The following is an 18279-nucleotide window of genomic DNA, read 5'->3' on the forward strand; positions in this document are numbered from 1 at the left end:
AGATGGCCTAAAATAGTGTTGTAAAAACACGCTACATATTCAGGATTGGCCAGGCGCAAATATAGTAAAATAAAGAATGGCATTGATAACATAATGTTTTTTCAAATAACTTTCCACTTAAAAGAACTCTTATCTCTTCCTCCGTATCCATCTTATATTTCAAATGCTGCATCGTCCTTTTTAAAATCTCTACCATATTTCCCCCGGTACTACGCACAATCTCTATCACGACCGCAAACTGCTTTGCCTCTTCTAGTCCTGTACTCTCTGCAAACTCCATAAAGAGTTGTTCTAAAGCAATATGCAGATCTAATCCCTGTATGATTCTTCTCATCTGCCTTAACATTGGATTATTCTGGTCTTGATACAGCTCTTCTAATTCTTTTAGTGCAATCCTGCAGGAATTATTCAAAGAATACCCTGCCTGCAATGAAGTCATCATTGATTGCAGCAGATTCTGAAATCCCTTCTCATATAAATGTTTTTCTTTCTCCCTTTTCTTTCTTTTTAGAACATTAAAACACGGAAATAATAATATTTGTTCTAAAAGCAGCCAACGTATATCTCCATAACATAAAATATTCAGTAAAATAAGACCTGCTTCCACAATCAAAAAGGAACTAACCCTCTCTCTTCTCTTCACAAAACAGTCTCACCGCCTCACAATAGTTTTCATACTGCCCATAGCTCTTAAGCTTTTCCGTATGAAAAAGTTTCCCTGTCATTTCCAAACTTTCTGTCTGTCCTGCTTTATATTGAAATAGGGTACGAATATCATACTCTGCTCTACTGTAATCCTTAATTTCGCATATCTCTAATATCTTTCTTTTTCCTGTAGTAAGTCTCCCTAAATGAATGAGGATGTCTACTGAAGAAGCAATCAGTCCCTGTATTGCTGCAAGAGGCATATCCATTCCCATTAAAACCATCGTTTCTAAACGTCTTAGCGCATCTCGACATGAATTGGCATGTATCGAAGATACAGACCCACTATGCCCAGTTGATAATGCCTGAAGCATCGACATGGCTTCTGCCCCACGCACTTCTCCTACGATAATTCGATCCGGCCGCATTCGCAAAGATGCCTTAATCAAGTCCTGCATAGTAATCTCATTCTCTCCCTCCATGTTTGCATTCCTCGTTTCTAGTCGAACAAGATTCTCTACATGAAAAAGCTGGAGTTCTGCTGAATCCTCTATCGTAATCACTCTTTCCCTCTTCCCTATATATTCTGCAAGTGCATTCAAAAGAGAGGATTTACCTGAGTTTGTCGCTCCACTAATAAGAATATTGTATCTGCTCTTTACCAGGGCGGACAGTATACCTGTAAGTTTCTCTGGAAACTCTTCAAATGCTAAAAGCTTCTCTATCGTCATGCCTCCTTTTAGAAACTTACGAATTGTGATAACCGGCCCTTCCAGTGATACTGGCGGCAATACAATATGTACCCTCGAACCGTCTGGAAGTCTGCTGTCCACAATAGGACAAGCCTCGTTCACCATTCGGTTTGTTGGTGCCACAATCTGCTCTATCAAGCGGTATACATCGCCCTCTTCTGAAAAGTGTTCTTCTATTCTTCTAATCTTTCCGTTCTGCTCTACAAAAATACGCGAGGCTCCAATTACCATAATCTCACTTATACTGCTGTCACCCAAATATTTTTCAAGAACATCAAATCCTCTTATCGAATAAAACATCTGTCTTCTTAGTTCTTCTTTCTCAGAAAGTGTCCCATATCCGCCATGACTTGAACGTAAGATTGCCTTATCAATCTCACGATATACATCTTTATCGCTGACATATGATGTTCTTCCATCCATCTGGTGTAAAATCTGTTCTCTCAGCTCTCTCTTTCCAGGCAGTTCCATCTAAAATATCCTCCCTGTATATCCTCTGCCATATTTGAGGCTCTTCCTGATTAATATTCAATACACGTTCCAAACGGTCACAAAAAATACTCTGCCTCGGATTCTTCCTCGAATCTATTAATATAATCTGATCAAAAAAGCGTAGCATATCTACATTGGCAACAAAACAATTTCCCGCTCCCCATAATACTTCCCTATAGGGACTCTCTTTCTTAATCTTATCAAAAAACCATGCATAATCCTCCTTCGTCAATTCCCGCAAATAAAAATATAAGTCTGGAGAATGTAACACCTGGACTTCTTCTTTCGGAATAAGCATATCCTGTAATATATCTAAAATATTCTCTTCCCTTAAATGAATGTAATAGCATAAATCTCCCATATCCCCGCCTTCTTCGTATTCAGAATCTATCCCTTTATAGCCCAGATCTTCCGCTCCCATATATACATCTCCCGATGACATAAAAGAACGTGCTATCTGCTCAAGATATTCATCATACACAGGGGAATACACGATTGTTAACTTCGTCGGTGTATCTTTTAACTCTGCTGCCAAGTCTGATAAATCCGAATTATAATCTGTAAAATCAGACAACATATCTAACAACTTCTGGGGATTATCATATTTACAAAAAGAGCCTTGTTCCTCCCGCCAGGTTAGTAAAATCAGCTTCTTCTGTTTTAAAAATTTCTGTTTCTCTTCCGATAATTCTTTAAAAAATCTTTCATCTAAAAGATAAATCTCTGCCTCTTCTTTAAAAGAAACCATGCCTTCTGCCGTTGTAAAATGATATACACGCACTGCCGATGAAAGGTGAATCTCCAAATACCTCACCAGCCGCTTACCATACTCTCCTGCTTCTCCTATAATGATTGTGCGAATATCTGAAAAATCCATATCACATCCCTCCATTGTTTTATTTAATGTAAATATATAACAGTTATTCCAAAATCAATATATCACATTTTCCAATTTTTGTCTACCTTTATTTTACTTAAATTACAAATTATTTATTTAAAGATATTTTTCATATTTTCTCTTACTTTTTCATAAACTCATAAAAACTAATATGCCAGAACGTATTTGAAAATGCTTTCTGGCAAAGCTGCATGCTAAGGAGATAATTTATGTACCCTATTCTTTTTTCTTTTTCTACTCATTTTTCCACTTTATTTATTAATAATTCATCCATCCAGAATATATTATCCCAGGATAATCTATCTCAAAATAAAATTCTGCTTATTTTTTGCGCGGCCTGTTTTGCAGGATATTTTATTGCATACATAAAAAAAAGACCCACAGCACTTTTTTCCATCATCGGACGCGGTGCCGCCGGTCTTTCGTTCATTTACTTTTTTAACTTTTTCTGCGCTGCAAGAGACATCATCACTGGAATTGGAATTAATCCGATTACAGGCGCTGTATGTACAGTTCTTGGCATTCCAGGAGCAATTCTGCTATATGCTATAAAAATTTATAGTTTTTTATAATTCACCTTATCCTCTTCCAGCAAGAAGACTTCTAACTCCAGAGCATATATTCAAGAATGCCCCGGCATCCTACAGGTGATGGGATGTCACTATAACACAAGCCGATAGAAGTTTCCTCTTATAGCTGCAAATATTTTCTATCTCCGCTTAATTAAATAAACCACTTAATGCTGCAAAAATAGAAGATAATGCCGTCTTTATTTTCTCAAAGATTCCCTGTGTATCAATATCCATGTCACTCAATTTATCATAAATTTTACTTGCCTGTTCTTTTAAGTCATTTACATTTAAATCAAGCTTATTAATTTTTTGCATAAGTTCTGCAATCTGTGCTTTCTGATCATCTGTTACCGTAATATCTAAGTCTTTGCTGCACTCATCAATAATATCATTGATATCACTTTCTGATTTTACATCATCTGAAAGAACTTTTTCTTTAATTAACGCTAAAAACTGTTCGGCTTTGTCGGAATCATTAAGCTGATCGGCTAACTCACTGGTAACTACCAGCTCATTCGTTGCGGCATCTTTGCTCTCACTGGAAATATCTTCACCCGTCATGTCTTCATACGCATTCATTGCACCAACTAAAGCAGCAGTTCCTGTAATATTAAAAGGTCCTGCTACAGTTACTGTGGCATCTGTCACACCTGCTGTTGTAAGCGCATTTTCATACATACCTGCTGTACAGTACGTAATATTTTTCGTTGTAACATCAATGCCTTCTCCCTTATCTCTTTTTTCAACCAGAACAGAGGATAAGGCCTTTGTACCAATCACAGAAGAATCTAAATAATCATCAAGATATTTATGTTCATCCGCATTCGTCACTGTTACTATATTATACTGATCGAGTGCTTTCTCATCTACGTCAAGAAGTTCAAGGACTTTACTTTTCTGATCTGTACTTAAATCCGCCCCCAGAGAAAGATATGGTTTCTCCTCTACTGCATCTGCCGATACATTTGCCTGAAAGGTCATAAGACCTGCTATCATTATTGCTGATAATGTAATAATTTTTCTTTTAAACATAATAAATTCTCCTTTTACTCCATATATACTCTCGGACTCTTCCTGCTTCGGCCATTCCGATTTTCAAACACGCTCTAGTCTACCATATGTTTTATTAAAAATCATTTCCAAAATCTATCTTTATTCTTTCTTTTTTATATCAGCTTTGTATCGGTATTTTACAAAACAAAGAACAATAAAAATAATTGCTGTTGCAAGGCTTACTTTCCAGCCAATAGAAAATCCTGGCGGTGTATATTTTAAGGAAACTGTGTGCTCACCAGAAGGAACTTTTACTCCAAGAAAAGCATCTCCGATACGACATGTCTTTACTTCTTTGCCATCTACCTTTACTTTCCATCCAGAATCATATGGAATTGACAAAAATAATGTCTGATTATCTGAAGCATCCACTGTGCCTTCCAGAGAATTACTTGAGTAATCCGTCACCGTAAATGCCTGCTCTGCTGCTGTCTTTTTAAAATCTTCAAATACCTCCTGATCGAAGTCTGCCGCAGAAAGGCGCACATAACCATCCTCGGTCTCTCCTTTTAACTCAAAAGTTACTTTAACTTCTGAACCTGCGGATACTTTTCCGATTGGAAGCATATAACCATCTAAATCTCCTGATTTCACATTGGTTCCATCTACCATTATCTGTGCATTTTCTACCTGTGTTCCATCATAAAACAGATACAGATTCTCTGCCGTCTCTGTAATTGGAATGGTAAATGTCATATTGTCCGGTCGCGAATCGCCATATTCAAAATAATATTCTCCATCATTTGTCTTTGATGCAGTACATCCATTGGTTGCCGGATCGTCAATCTCAATATCATGAAACAGCTCAAATACATCAAATGCCTGCTCTCCAAGATCATTCTGTACACGGAATGGATAAGCACTGTCATAATACCAGTCTTTTATGGAATCATTCATGAGATATCCTATAGACATTCCTTTTGCCGGATTCTCATAAATATCAAAAGTCCCCTGTGTCTTCAGATATTTAAAATCTGTTGTCAGAGAATCTTCCTGATGATAATACAGGTATTTTACATTCAAAAGGACGTTCGTTACTGGTGTTGCACCTTTATAAAGATACTCATTACACCCCGTATAAAAACCAAGATTATCCATCATATTAACCATTCGGTCTGTCGCTGTAGAACCAAAAAGTCCCACACTGTTTATTGGATACCAGGCATTTTCATCTACCATAAGAGCACTGGCAAGCTCGCTTCTGTAAAATGTCCCATCTTTTAAAGATGCAGCAGCTTTCTCCATATCTTCTGTTCCATAGAAAAACTTTGAGACAGAAATCTGACCATTTTCATTAAAACCCATACAGGCTGTTGTGGCAATCTCTATTATTGCCACTACACAAAATGCAGCCTTATACCACACTTTTCTCTTACGAGATAATGTATACAGGAGTAATATCATTCCATACAAAATAAACAGCATTCCTGCCACACCATAAACTTTATCTTCCAGTGGCTGTGTTCCTTTTACCCTGGCATAAGCTAAAAGTCCTACTCCTGCCATACAGGCAAACGCCACATGCCAGCCTTTTGTTCCATCTAAATGTTCAAATACTTCCCACAACATATGCAGAAGCACAAAACCAAACAGGAATGAGAAACGATTCGGAATACCATACTGATCATGAAATCCATGCCAGATAAAGTTGAGAATCATTTCACCAAAACTCAAATAAAAGAATCCTACTAAAAGAGTTTTCTTTATCTTATCACTAATTTTAATCTGCTGGTTCAACAAATATAATCCAACTGCTAATACGGTAAAAATACCAATATACAGATTGGCATTTCCATCAAAATTATCATGACTGATCGGACTTCCCATCGCAAACTGGCGATTTAGCAGGTCTGCCGCATTCGTAAGAAAGCTGTGATCCGGTAGTGTCATTGCTTCTCCTGATGCCGTCTGTTTAATTCCAAGATATGCTGGAATGAGTAATACTGCCGCCATTCCTGCTGCAAGGAAAGAATATAGTGCAAATGAAATTCCCCGGAAAAAGAACTGTTTTACACTTTTAAAGGAATAAAAAATATACCATATTATTGCAAAAATACAAATCATAAATGCAATGTAATAATTACAGTACAACGCATAAAACAACGCAAGACAATATAGCCTTCCGTCCTTTTTATCAATCAAACGCTCCAGCCCCATAACAACAATTGGGAAAATCATAATCGCATCCAGCCACATAACATTCCAGCAATAGCCAACCATGTAGCTTGATAATGCATACGCCATCGAAATCATGAGTACATGAAGCCCCTGTTTCTTGCTTTTTGAAGAAAAATAAATCCCGGCCGTCATTCCACTAAGTGCAATTTTCAATACGATAATCATACTAACTGCCATATTGAGCTGCGTTTTCTTAAAAAATATAATCAAAAGATTAAGCGGACTGGATAAATAATAGGAAAATAATGATAAAAAGTTAATTCCTAATCCAGAACGGAAACTGTAAAAAAGACTTTCTCCGCCTTTTAACTTATCATACAAAACAGAATAAAATGGCATATACTGATGTAAACCGTCAATAATCAACAGCGAATTATCACCAAATGGCTGTATACCAAAGGCAATACAGCAGCCAGTCATGACAATAAGCGGCATGAAAAAAGACAGTGCAATAACATGCTTTCTACCAAATCTCTGGCCAATATGCCTTATCTGTTTCCCTTCTTTTTTTATATTCATATGCTCCTTTCTCATCCTCCCTTTTTCAGATTTCCAGAGTGTGTTTAAAAAAGTAAAAGTAATCTGCATATCCCGATTTGTCAGGGATTTTGCCAAGCGCATCAAACACTCTCTAAGCTTTTACTTTTCTCACTCGCTTCTTTAATAATCCCAGGCAGCGTATTATATCAATTCTCTTTTTTATCATAAAACGGATACTTCCATGTGTCATCTGTGTAACATTAGACGAATGCCTGCGATAGCCAATAAGTGGTTCGTCCAAAAAGCAAACCTTTCCCATATACTCTGCCGCTGTTCCAATCCAATAGTCATGCATATACATTTCATTTGGAATAGGACAAATAATGGGAATCAATTCTTTGCGAAATGCCATGCAACATCCCACATAGCTGTTTTTCAGAAGATTTTTCAAAATCCCAGCCCGGCTTCCCCTTATAGAAAAAAGGCTTGCCGCTCCTGTTGCTACACCATTCTCGTCCACAATCTCTGCATCATGAAGAACAGCTTTTACTTCTGGATTTGAAAATGCATAATTCACTTTCTCGACTTTATCTGGCTTCCATATGTCATCCTGATCAGACAAATATATAATATCTCCATTACAATGCCGGATCGCATTCTCAAAATTCCTTACAACACCCTTGCCCGGTCCCTTCACAATATGAATTCGGGAATCCACTTCTGACATCTTTAAAAGAAGGGGCTTTGATCCATCACTTGCTCCATCAACAGATACTATCACTTCATCCTTTTCCCCAAGTTGTGATAAAATCGAATCCATCTGTTCTTCTATATATGTACCACCGTTATAATATGCCATAGCCACTGAAATCTTCATACACATATTTCTCCAATCGTAAATATTACAAAATTATATCTTCTTCCTGTTTTTTCTTCTCTGCTGCTAGAATACGCTGTTTTTCCTCTTCTGACAAGTTCTCATCTTTCAGGATTTTAGCATAATTTTTTGTACTTCTTGTTAAATTATTTCCTAAAAATATTTTTTCAACCTGTCCATCCATTCTTCCAATCACAACACCCATTACATTTTCCTCCTTGCCCCCCGCAAAACATATCTATATTTTTCAATCTGTTTCACCTTTTGTTCAAATTTTCTTCAAAAATCGGACATACTTTTTCTTTATAGTATAGACAGCAACAAAGAAATCCCTCTATTTCTTGTGGCTAAAGATTTTTTTCATATTTTGAAGCCCGTATATCAGGATATATGGGCTTCCTCCTTTTAATGAATGCCTCTAAGCGAGGCTAAGAAAGAACTCTTTCCCCGGAGTTCTTTCTTTTTCTGAGCACTCCGCCCACTCTTCCTGTCTCTTCTGCTGTAAGTGAACCCCAACCCTTTTCTAAAACTTTGTCATAGATTCCAAGCTCTTTTGCAACCTCATATTTTTTCTGAACATCCGCATCAAGCTCTGAAAGATTAATTTCTCCCCCTAAAAATAATTTTTCCTTCTTTTTCACAAAAAACACCTCTGCTTTCAAAGATTATCTTTTGCAAAAAAGAAGGATTCTATTCTTAATATATTATTTTTCAGATTTACCAGCTATATAATTAATAAACTGCTGTGCGGTACGGCCGGAGATTCCACCATGAGAAAGTTCCCATTTGTTGGCTTCTGCACAAAGTTCTTTGTCGCTTAACTTGATTTCCGGATACTTCTTTGCAAGATTTGTTACAATCTGGAAGTATTCCTGCTGTGTTGGTTTGGAGTAGTTGATACTTACACCAAAACGTGCTGCCAGTGATAACTTCTCCTGTACCGTATCAGAACGATGCAGTTCTTCGTCCTTGTCGGAACGGTCTGACCATGTCTCACGGATGAGATGACGGCGGTTAGATGTTGCGTAGATAAGTACGTTATCTGGTTTTGTCTCCATTCCACCTTCAATAACTGCTTTCAGGTATTTGTATTCGATCTCAAATTCTTCGAAAGATAAGTCATCCATGTAAATGATAAAACGGTAGTTTCTGTTCTTGATATGGCTGATAATCGCAGAAAGATATTTAAACTGATGTTTATAAATCTCAATCATACGAAGTCCGTCACCATAATACTGGTTAAGAATTGCCTTGATGCTTGTGGACTTACCTGTACCGGCATCACCATAAAGAAGACAGTTGTTCGCTACTTTACCCTGTACAAATGCTTCTGTGTTATCTACAAGTTTCTTTTTCTGAATCTCATATCCTGTAAGATCATCAAGCACAACCTTGTCCAGATTATTGATCGGAACAAAGTCCGGCTTTCCATTATTCTCTACGATACGGAACGCTTTGTTAAGTCCAAACATTCCTACACCGTAATCTTTATAGAACTTCACAACTGCATTGAAGAATGTATCTACATCTTCTGCCGCTGCCAGTTCATCAGAAAGGGCACGTACTTTTTCACTTACATTTTTATTATACATTCGCTCTGTCTTGCCGATTGCCTTATAATCTAAAATTGTGCTGAAACAATCAATACCTAATGTCTCCTCGATCGGTCTGAAGTCATAATGGAAAAGATTCATAAATACCTGGAAATCATTCTTTGCAAAGTGATTGACTGTTCCATTATTTGCTCCGACTTTCTCGCTTGTCATGCTGAAAGAATTTTCATTGGTTACTAAGACAAATGTCAGGTAATTGTGCCATAAGTTCTTGTCAAATCCATATGTAGTCGCAAGATCTAAAAGCGCTTTCATTTCTCTGTAAATGTCTGTGATTAATTCGTCAGCTCTGTAATGGCAGCTATCGAATCTCTTAAAAATATCTGCCATATTTAAAAGAATACTGTCTTCTCCTAAATCCCGATATAAAATTAATTTGGATACTTCTCTGTACATTATCTATTCCTCCTGATTCTCAGAACGGTTTTTCAAAATTTCGTCTACGTTTAATGCTTCTATCTGAGAAGCAAACTGACTCTTCAACTGTTCTATTTTATCTTTCGCCTGTTCCCGGTCACCGTCAAATGCAGTATAACCTTTGTAAGAAGCTACCATCGGTTTTTCTTCCTCATCTTCAGACGCATCCCTATTAGAATACAACTCTAAGCCCGGAAATGCAAACTTGGGTTTATCTTCATCGTGAATATTGCCATTACGGATGTCTTCAAGTGTTACCAGACCTGGAAATGCATGCTTTGGTCGGTAATCTGGCATCTTAAATACTTCAAAACAGTCTAAAATATCTACATCTGTCATATCATCAGGAAGATTCTCCTTTAAATATTCTGGATGATGCTGTTTATAAAATTCATAGATAACCTGTTTTACCTTCGGGTCATGAATATCTGTGTCCACACGTTCGTCATTAATAAAAAGATAATATCTGTCCACATATGGAAGAATTCTCTCTTCTGCTGTAATAGACGTTATTTCCGGTACACTGTCATAGGAAACTTCCAGACGGCGAAAAGTTCTCTGTTTCTCCTTCGTCTGAGTAACCCCTTCTATTTTATATTTATCCAGTTCAAAAAACATGCTTTTTAGCAACGTAAATTCATACATAATTTATCTCCCAATACTCTGTTATTTTTTAATATATTAAATGCTTACCTCTAAATATACTGCCTCATTATCCCCAAAAAATTCCTTGATAAAAAGCCTGCATTCCAAGACATAATTTATATGGCATTTTTTATATTTATTTTCTTACTATACCACAATTACAGCATCTCTTCCATCTCGTCAAGAAGCTCGCCAAATAACTTTAATGCAGATTCTATCGGTTCCTTTGCAGCCATATCTACATTACAAAGACGAAGTAAATCAATTGGATTCATGGAACTTCCACCACTTAAGAACTTAAAGTAGCCCTCTTTTGCCCTTTCATCTCCACTTAAAATCTTTCTGCTGATTGCAATCGCTGCTGAATAACCAGTTGCATATTGATATACATAAAATGGTGTATAGAAATGTGGGATTCTTGCCCATTCTAAGGCAATTTCTTTATCAATAACAATGTCTTCTCCAAAATATTTCTGATTCAGTTTATAGTAAATGTCACATAATACTTCCGCAGTAAGCGGCTCTTTATTCCATGCCATCTCATGTGTAATTTTCTCAAATTCTGCAAACATGGTCTGACGGTATAATGTTCCCTTAAACTGCTCTAAGAAATAATTGATCAGATACATTTTCTCTTTTTTCTCTTCTGTATTCTTTAAAAGATATTCCATCAAAAGAGCCTCGTTACATGTAGATGCTACTTCCGCAACAAAGATACGATATCCTGCGTAAATGTATGGCTGATTCTTATCTGAATAATAAGAATGCATGGAATGTCCCATTTCATGAGCAAGCGTAAACACATTATTCAGATTATCCTGATAGTTCATCAATACAAATGGATGGCATCCGTAAGCTCCCCAGGAATAGGCTCCGCTTCTCTTTCCCTCATTCTCATATACATCAATCCAGCCACTTTCCATTCCATCAGAAAGAACTTTACCGTATTCCTTTCCTAATGGTGCAAGCCCTTTCTTTACGATTTCTTTTGCCTTAGAAAATGGTACTTTCATCTCAAATTCATCGACCATTGGTGCATAGAGGTCATACATATGCAGTTCTTCTGCCTTTAATGCTTTCTTTCTAAGAGAAACATAGCGATGCATTAAATCCATATGCTCATGTACTGTATCAATCAGGTTCGTGTATACAGAAGTTGGTATCTCCCCACCTTCTAATGCCATTTCTAAAGAAGAATTATAATGTCTTTTCTTTGCGAAAAATGCAGTATTCTTCAAATTCGCTGCATAGAGCGCCGCTAAAGTATTTCTATATTGTCCATACTGTGAGTAAACTGACTCAAAGGCACTTTTACGAATATTCACATCTCTGCTTTCTAAAAGAAGCGTATATCTTCCATGACTTACTGGAATTTTTTCTCCTTCTTTTCCCTCAATAGATGGAAAACGGATATCTGCATTATTGAACATAGAAAAAATATTGGATACATCGGCAGACATATCGGACACATCAGCAAGAATCGCTTCCTCTTCTTTAGAAAGAACATGCTTCTGCTGGCGGAACAATTCGTAAAAATATCTTTTGTATAATTGCATATCCATGTTTTGTGTAAACCAGCTATCTATCGTCTTTTTCCCAATTGCAAGAAGTTCTGGTTCCTCAAATACTACAGCACTGTCTAACTGGATGGATAATGTCTGCGCCTTACCTGCAAGTCCCTGGTAAAAACTATTTCCTGTGTCCTCGTGATAACGCTGATTTGCATAAACATAAATCGCCTCAAACTTTTTCATAAGCGCTTCTTTTTTACGCATATACTCCACAAATACTTCAGAACCTTCTTTTAAACGTCCCTCATATGCTGCAAGGCTTTGAATCTCACTCGTAAGACTTTCATAATCTTTCTCCCACGCTTCGTCAGAAGCATATAAATCCTGAATATGCCACTGGTAGGCCGGATCACATTCCTGTCTTTTCTTTACTGTTTTTTCTTTGTTCTCTTCCATGATCTCATTCTCCTATATCACTTTTCTTTACACTGCATCTATTATTTATATGTATTTTTATGTAATCCATACCGTTTATTTTTCTGTTATTTCGCTTTTACGCTGTCTTTTGAACTTGTCTTATCCCATTTTGCATGCAAAATAAGATTCTTTGTATTTCCCTTTGGAATTACTGTTACATTTTTTCCTGAGCTATCGTACCAGCCAACAAAAGTATAACCTTTTTTTCGCGGACTTCGCAATGTAACTGCTCTCTTTCCAGATAACCTCTCTCTATTCTTGGAAGAGTTAATTCCTACGTTCTTATAAGTAATCGTGTAGCCAGAAACTTTTACACGAAAAGCTCTTTTTCTTCCATTAATTCTGGTAGAAATATATGTCTTTCCGCTCCTCTTTGCTTTCATATATCCATTATTATCAATACTTACAATTGATGGATTTGCACTTGTCCAGCCTGCTGTCCTAAGCCCTCTGTCATGCATATGAATCGTTGCAAGCTGCTTTATTTGTCCTGCCTGCAGCTGTATGATCTTGCGACCACTCTTTGTAAGCTGACCAGATTGCTGTGCCCTTCCGAGAAAAATCTTTACATTTCCTCTCCTGACACCATGAAAGTCTGTCGTATAATAGGAAAGCCAGCCATTCTTATTCACAATGAATCTTCCAATATAAATAAGACTCCATAATGCTCCCTTTGTCTCCGCATTTTTATCCCGATTATCTACCTTTTTCAGTAAAACAGGATATTTATTTAAAAAGCTCATTCGATAGATGCCAGAATTCAATGACAGAATAATCCGATTGTTATACTGCCGAATCCACCCTATATAATTACCCGACCTTGGCGCATAAAATACAACCGCTTTATTTCCTCTCAAATTCGACTTTTTCAGATAATTATCCTGAGAAATCCAGTACCAGTATCCCTTATGATAGAATGTACATGTTTTATTCTCAAGCGCCTGCTTCATCTCTTTTGAATTCTTTATATAATCAGAAGATGCCAGTTTAATCTTCCGCATCTTCAGATTATTTGAATTGCCCTGTCCATATAGATCCTTCTTCTTGTATCCAGGATGGGTCTTTAGAAAAGTATTCTTTCCCACAAGAAAACTATCATAAGTCACTACCATTCCCTCATGCTTGCCGACTCCCACACCATTGGTCAAATCAACAAAATACCAGATTCCATTAAGCTTTACTATATTCCAGGAATGGTTTTTTGAATAATTACTGATAACCGCACATGGTATTCCAAGCGTATTCATCGCAAGAGCATAAGCATTAGCTAAACCGTCACACACACCCACATGACTTACTAACACATCATATCCTGTGTGTGCATCTTTTGACTCTTTATACGTCGTGTTCTCCGCAAAATAAATATACACCGCCATCGCTTTATCTGCCTGGCTCATAGAAGAATCTACGGTTGACAATGCCTCATCCAGCCCTCGTATAATCTTCTTATACCTTCTGCGAAACTTACTGCGGCTTATGAGCTTCGTACTGTTAAATGTTGTCGCTCCATCTCTCGTTTCTACTGCATAATACTGTGACCAGTTAGAATCAAGAAAATCTATTCCCTCAGCCATAAGCGCTGCCCTGTTTGAAATAGCTGCCGCTTCCATACACTTCTTACCAGATTTTCCCTGGCTCACCGTTCGGTAAACATCAAGATTTCCCGAAACCGTTCCCTCTATCATAAACTTTGACAGCACATTAATATATTCTTTTTGCGTATCTGAAAATGTCGCTGCATCTACATCTTTTGTGAAAAAAAGGCTTCCCGCCAAAATAAAACAAAGCAAAAATAGAATACTTCCTGCCCTTTTCAATTCTCTACTTAACCCTCTTCTCTCCTTCAATATTTCCCTCCATGAAAAACTCGGTACCTGAATTATCGAGATTCCTGCTTAATTTCTAAAAAATGTTATGTACTCCCAAAATCTTTTTATGTTTAATTTTATAAGAAATTTTTGTTAATTGCACCCAAATTTTATTTATCCCTTAATTTTCTTTCTATAGTCCATGACAATCCCCAAAATACATTTTTCAAGAATGCCCACTGATACTGATTTGTTGCTCGCCACCTACAGATGTGGGAATCATCTCACATCTGATATAACTATTAGAATATATTTTATACTCTGTCTTAATCTTATCATTATACAGAAAAAATAGCAATTATTGTCGAAACATGATAAACTATATCCATGTAATTTACTATTAAATACTGGAGCGTGCATATCCTTTTTGATTTCTCAAACACGCTCTGGACTGGAGGATTATTTTATGACAAAAACATCTGAATTCCATACCTTACTCCGCAACTATCGCGGCATTATGGGAAATATACGAATCAACAAAATCTGGATTTCTTTCGACTCCTGCTTCTTTAATTATTATGCAGATGATGATGAAATCCAGTTCAACCTTGCAGGACAGGAAGGTGTTATTACCATTCCTGCTGTCATTTCCTACGACAAAATCGATGAAGAAGATTTATTCGAAGACTCTGTAGCAGGGTATACTGCAACATTAGAATCTGGGGACACCGTGACTTTCTACTGTTTTAATGCAAAAAATAAAAGCTGATTTGTGGGATGAGAGAAACAAACAGATAGTATTCATCTGTTTGTTTTTCTCCTTTTATTATATTGTAATCCTCTGCAGTTCTTTAAGGACAGTCTGCACCCTCTCTTCGTCTACATCATAACTGACCACACATAATGCCTTATACAATAAGCTTATGTTTTCTTCTGTGCTGTTTATTGTATAAGATACCATTCCAGAAGCGATTTCATGACTTACATTCAAAAGCTGAAACTTTAAATCCCGTACAGTCTCACTTATACCAGACGCTTGCAGCTCATCCAGGTTATACTCGTCTGTATTGCCGCAAGGCGCAAAACAGGTGGCACAATCTGGGGCTACCGCAAGCTTTTCTTCACGGACACGTTGTAATAATTCTTCGCCATTCTCCTCTAAAGGAAATATTGACGCAAGACTCTTTATAATAATACCATCTGTATTCTCTGTTTTTAAGTGAACATTACATGCTTTCGCAAGTCCGATCAATGCTCCGATAAGTTCCTTTTCTTTTTTATTCATCTATAACATCCCCTTACCCGCTTCCTGCAAAATTATTATAAAAATATGCACGCCACATTATACCAGCCTGGCAAAATATGACGTGCATTATATATTTTATCTGTCTGTATTCTTTGTAAAATATCGTAAAAGCACTTTAAATCGTGTTTGAAAAATATTTTAGTGAATTGCTGTTCCTTCTGGTACGCAGTCATCAACAAAGATAATCTTACATCCAAAATCATCTCCGCTGGCTGCAATAAGCATACCGTTGCTCTTCACTCCAGCAAACTTCGCTGGTTTTAAGTTAGCGATTACGATAATCTTTCTTCCGATAAGTTCTTCTGGTGTGTAGTCATCACGGATAGATGATACAATAACTCTCTCATCTAATCCATCAAACAATGTGAGTTTTAAGAGTTTCTTAGCATTCTTTACAATCTCACAGTTGATAACTTTACAAACACGCATGTCTACTTTATCAAACTCATCAATTGTAATCTCTTCTTTGATTGGTGCGATTGCATTCTTACGAGCTTCCTCTTCCTCGGCAGCCTTTCTTCTTGCTTCTTCTTCAGCAGCTTTTCTCTCTGCCTCAGCCTTTGCTTCTGCTGCAAGAGTCTTCTCTTCCTCTGTCTGTGGAGTGGAAAAATCAAGAAGTCCAAGATATCTCTGTGGCTCTACAGCAAACAGGAATAAGTAAAGTCTTGGGCCTGCTGCCTTACCAATCATAAGGTTATATGCATTCTTGAAGAACTGTGCCTGTGCAGTCTTCTTATTCTCTTCCTGGAAGTCTGGGTCTGCTTCTCTTGGAATCGTGTAAATAAAACTATTAAGAGCATCTAAATCATACTCTCCCTTAGCAATAAAGTCATGAAGTAACTGAATCTCCTTCTTCTCTACTTCATTCAAAGTGTTATAGAAATCCCAGTTTCTATATCCAAGAAGAGTATTCATGTTCTCAGGAGAACACTTCTCTAACCAGTATTTTGCAAGTTCAAGACGCTCTGCAAACTCCTCTTTCTTATATGGAGTACCAATCTTCTCGAATACTGTCTCCAGCATATCTGCATTAAAGTCTACAACAGAACCAAAGTTTACAATCTGCTGCATTGGTACTGGATAAAGCTCACGGCCTTCAATCATACAGTTATGCATGATACCTTCGATATAATCGTAGTTCTTACCCTTACCTGCCTGATATACCTTGAGCATCTTATCAAACTCAAAATACTGACGTAAAATCTCATCATCAAAACAGAAATCAAATGCCTTGTTTGGTTCTGACTTAGAGTAAAGCCATAAAATCATTTCTGGCTGATAAATCTTAAGTAATGTATCTGGTGTAAGGTTAAGACCTGTAGAACCAGACATCTTACCTGTTGTTCCCTTAATACCTACAAACTCGTATCCCTTGAACATAGGAGCCTGTGCTCCGAAAATCTTCTTAGCAATAATCTTACTTGTATCGTAACTTCCTCCTGGGCTGGCATGATCCTTTCCGCCCGGCTCAAAGTCAACGCCTTCAATCATCCAACGCATAGGCCAGTCAATCTTCCATGCAAGCTTACAGTTAAAGTCCTTGCTGAAATCCCATGTTCCCTTATGTCCGCACTTACATGTGTACTCACAAGTTACTCCATCTTCAGAAGAGGACGTGATAGTAGTCTCATCCTTACCACATACCGGGCAGTAAATACTTACTGGATAATATGCTTCTCTTTCTTCTGGTGTTGCAACCTGCTGACGGAACTTATCAAGAATATCAAAAATCTCACGTCTCTTCTGTACAGCCTGAATAACATACTTCGCATACTTACCGCTGCGGTAGTTCTCGCTCTGTCTGCGGAAGTCAACCTTTACTCCAAAACGTGAAAGAGATGCTTCGAACTCTTTCTCAAAATGTTCTGCATAAGAAGAACAGCATCCATATGGATCCTTAACGTCTACATATGGCTTACCAATCTCGTTCTCTAATTCTGGTGCTACTTCTTTAACATTAACAGGTACTTTTCTGAAACGGTCAAACTCATCCCATGAAAACAACAGACGAGCCTTCTTGCCCTGTTTAATTAAAGCCTTATATACAAAATAACTTGTTGCTATATCTCTAAAATTACCGATGTGAATGGATCCGGATGGGCTAATACCCGCTGCACAAACGTACTCTTCCTTGTCCGGAGATCTCTTAATAATATCCTTTGCAATCTTCTCAGACCAATGCATTCTTCTTCCTCCTACTTTCCCTGTGCCGTACTTACCGGCATTCAAACAGTGTATCTATCTTCATTTATCATGGGACTTAAAATTTTTCCTCAGCCCATAGTCAATAAAACATTATATCAAACCCTATACCTCTTTTCAAGGAAAATCTCATATATTCAATCTTTTTCGACTCTTTATCCTTATGTAAAGTCCCCGGTAGTTGAATTGCCAGGGATTCCCGCTTAATCTCTTAATCCAGTTTCTATCATTGTCCCCATCTCTGTTCATCTTAGAAAAATATTATATACGCAATCTTCCTCCAAATATAATTTAAATTCTAATAGCCTGGCAATTCATCTCCCACCTTAGAGGTCGGAGTCTTCTTGCTGTAA

General features: G+C 37.3%; 16 protein-coding genes. 2 read left to right on the forward strand and 14 right to left on the reverse strand.

The window, feature by feature from the left end:
• Window positions 1-31: 31 nt before the first annotated feature.
• Genes EUBHAL_RS04000 through EUBHAL_RS04010 form a run of 3 tightly spaced genes read right to left on the reverse strand, consistent with a single transcriptional unit; the run spans window position 32 to window position 2766 of the window.
• Window positions 32-643 (reverse strand): type II secretion system F family protein, encoded by a 612-nt coding sequence (locus EUBHAL_RS04000; RefSeq protein ID WP_135960891.1) that lies wholly within the window; start codon window positions 641-643, stop codon window positions 32-34.
• Window positions 621-1868 carry a CpaF family protein gene (locus EUBHAL_RS04005; RefSeq protein ID WP_044921884.1) on the reverse strand — a complete coding sequence of 416 codons (1248 nt, stop codon included), beginning with the start codon at window positions 1866-1868 and terminating at the stop codon, window positions 621-623. Before EUBHAL_RS04005 ends, EUBHAL_RS04000 begins: the two co-directional genes overlap by 23 nt.
• A complete protein-coding gene (locus tag EUBHAL_RS04010) occupies window positions 1789-2766 on the reverse strand; it encodes a hypothetical protein (protein WP_044921887.1) in 978 nt (325 codons plus the stop codon). Before EUBHAL_RS04010 ends, EUBHAL_RS04005 begins: the two co-directional genes overlap by 80 nt.
• A gap of 230 nt (window positions 2767-2996) precedes the next feature.
• Here EUBHAL_RS04010 and EUBHAL_RS04015 point away from each other — a divergent pair, with 230 nt between their 5' ends.
• Complete coding sequence (locus EUBHAL_RS04015; protein WP_005345150.1) at window positions 2997-3359, forward strand: pro-sigmaK processing inhibitor BofA family protein; 363 nt, start codon at window positions 2997-2999, stop codon at window positions 3357-3359.
• A 147-nt stretch (window positions 3360-3506) separates the two neighbouring features.
• On the opposite strand, the gene EUBHAL_RS04020 is transcribed toward EUBHAL_RS04015, so the two are convergent.
• The 9 genes from EUBHAL_RS04020 to EUBHAL_RS04060 all read right to left on the reverse strand — a co-directional run bounded on the left by EUBHAL_RS04020 (window position 3507) and on the right by EUBHAL_RS04060 (window position 14457).
• A complete protein-coding gene (locus tag EUBHAL_RS04020; protein WP_005345152.1) occupies window positions 3507-4391 on the reverse strand; it encodes a DUF1002 domain-containing protein in 885 nt (294 codons plus the stop codon).
• A 120-nt stretch (window positions 4392-4511) separates the two neighbouring features.
• The gene (locus EUBHAL_RS04025) at window positions 4512-7109 is read right to left on the reverse strand and encodes a YfhO family protein (protein WP_135960892.1); all 2598 of its coding nucleotides are present in this window, start codon (window positions 7107-7109) and stop codon (window positions 4512-4514) included.
• A gap of 112 nt (window positions 7110-7221) precedes the next feature.
• Window positions 7222-7947: a glycosyltransferase family 2 protein gene (locus tag EUBHAL_RS04030; protein ID WP_005345155.1), complete on the reverse strand. Its 726-nt coding sequence runs from the start codon at window positions 7945-7947 to the stop codon at window positions 7222-7224.
• A gap of 25 nt (window positions 7948-7972) precedes the next feature.
• Entirely contained in the window at window positions 7973-8152 is a 180-nt protein-coding gene (locus EUBHAL_RS04035) for a hypothetical protein (protein ID WP_005345156.1), read from the reverse strand.
• Between the two features lie 223 nt (window positions 8153-8375).
• Window positions 8376-8588, reverse strand: a complete 213-nt coding sequence (locus tag EUBHAL_RS04040) for a small, acid-soluble spore protein, alpha/beta type (RefSeq protein ID WP_022169923.1) — start codon at window positions 8586-8588, stop codon at window positions 8376-8378.
• 63 nt (window positions 8589-8651) lie between these two features.
• Window positions 8652-9956 (reverse strand): ATP-binding protein, encoded by a 1305-nt coding sequence (locus tag EUBHAL_RS04045; RefSeq protein ID WP_005345160.1) that lies wholly within the window; start codon window positions 9954-9956, stop codon window positions 8652-8654.
• Between the two features lie 3 nt (window positions 9957-9959).
• Window positions 9960-10622 carry a hypothetical protein gene (locus EUBHAL_RS04050; RefSeq protein WP_005345162.1) on the reverse strand — a complete coding sequence of 221 codons (663 nt, stop codon included), beginning with the start codon at window positions 10620-10622 and terminating at the stop codon, window positions 9960-9962.
• 158 nt (window positions 10623-10780) lie between these two features.
• Window positions 10781-12589, reverse strand: coding sequence for an oligoendopeptidase F (pepF, locus tag EUBHAL_RS04055; RefSeq protein ID WP_005345164.1), 1809 nt, complete (start codon window positions 12587-12589; stop codon window positions 10781-10783).
• An 86-nt stretch (window positions 12590-12675) separates the two neighbouring features.
• Window positions 12676-14457 carry a transglutaminase domain-containing protein gene (locus EUBHAL_RS04060; RefSeq protein WP_005345166.1) on the reverse strand — a complete coding sequence of 594 codons (1782 nt, stop codon included), beginning with the start codon at window positions 14455-14457 and terminating at the stop codon, window positions 12676-12678.
• Between the two features lie 427 nt (window positions 14458-14884).
• On the opposite strand from EUBHAL_RS04060, the gene EUBHAL_RS04065 reads away from it, so the two are divergent.
• Window positions 14885-15187, forward strand: a complete 303-nt coding sequence (locus EUBHAL_RS04065) for a hypothetical protein (RefSeq protein ID WP_022169927.1) — start codon at window positions 14885-14887, stop codon at window positions 15185-15187.
• Window positions 15188-15244: 57 nt separating this feature from the next.
• Here EUBHAL_RS04065 and EUBHAL_RS04070 read toward each other — a convergent pair whose 3' ends face one another.
• Window positions 15245-15703: a hypothetical protein gene (locus tag EUBHAL_RS04070; protein WP_005345176.1), complete on the reverse strand. Its 459-nt coding sequence runs from the start codon at window positions 15701-15703 to the stop codon at window positions 15245-15247.
• A gap of 159 nt (window positions 15704-15862) precedes the next feature.
• On the reverse strand, window positions 15863-17908 hold the full coding sequence (lysS, locus tag EUBHAL_RS04075) for a lysine--tRNA ligase (RefSeq protein ID WP_044921891.1): 2046 nt from the start codon (window positions 17906-17908) through the stop codon (window positions 15863-15865).
• Window positions 17909-18279 lie beyond the last annotated feature (371 nt).

This window comes from Anaerobutyricum hallii DSM 3353 (assembly GCF_000173975.1).
GTDB lineage: Bacteria > Bacillota > Clostridia > Lachnospirales > Lachnospiraceae > Anaerobutyricum > Anaerobutyricum hallii.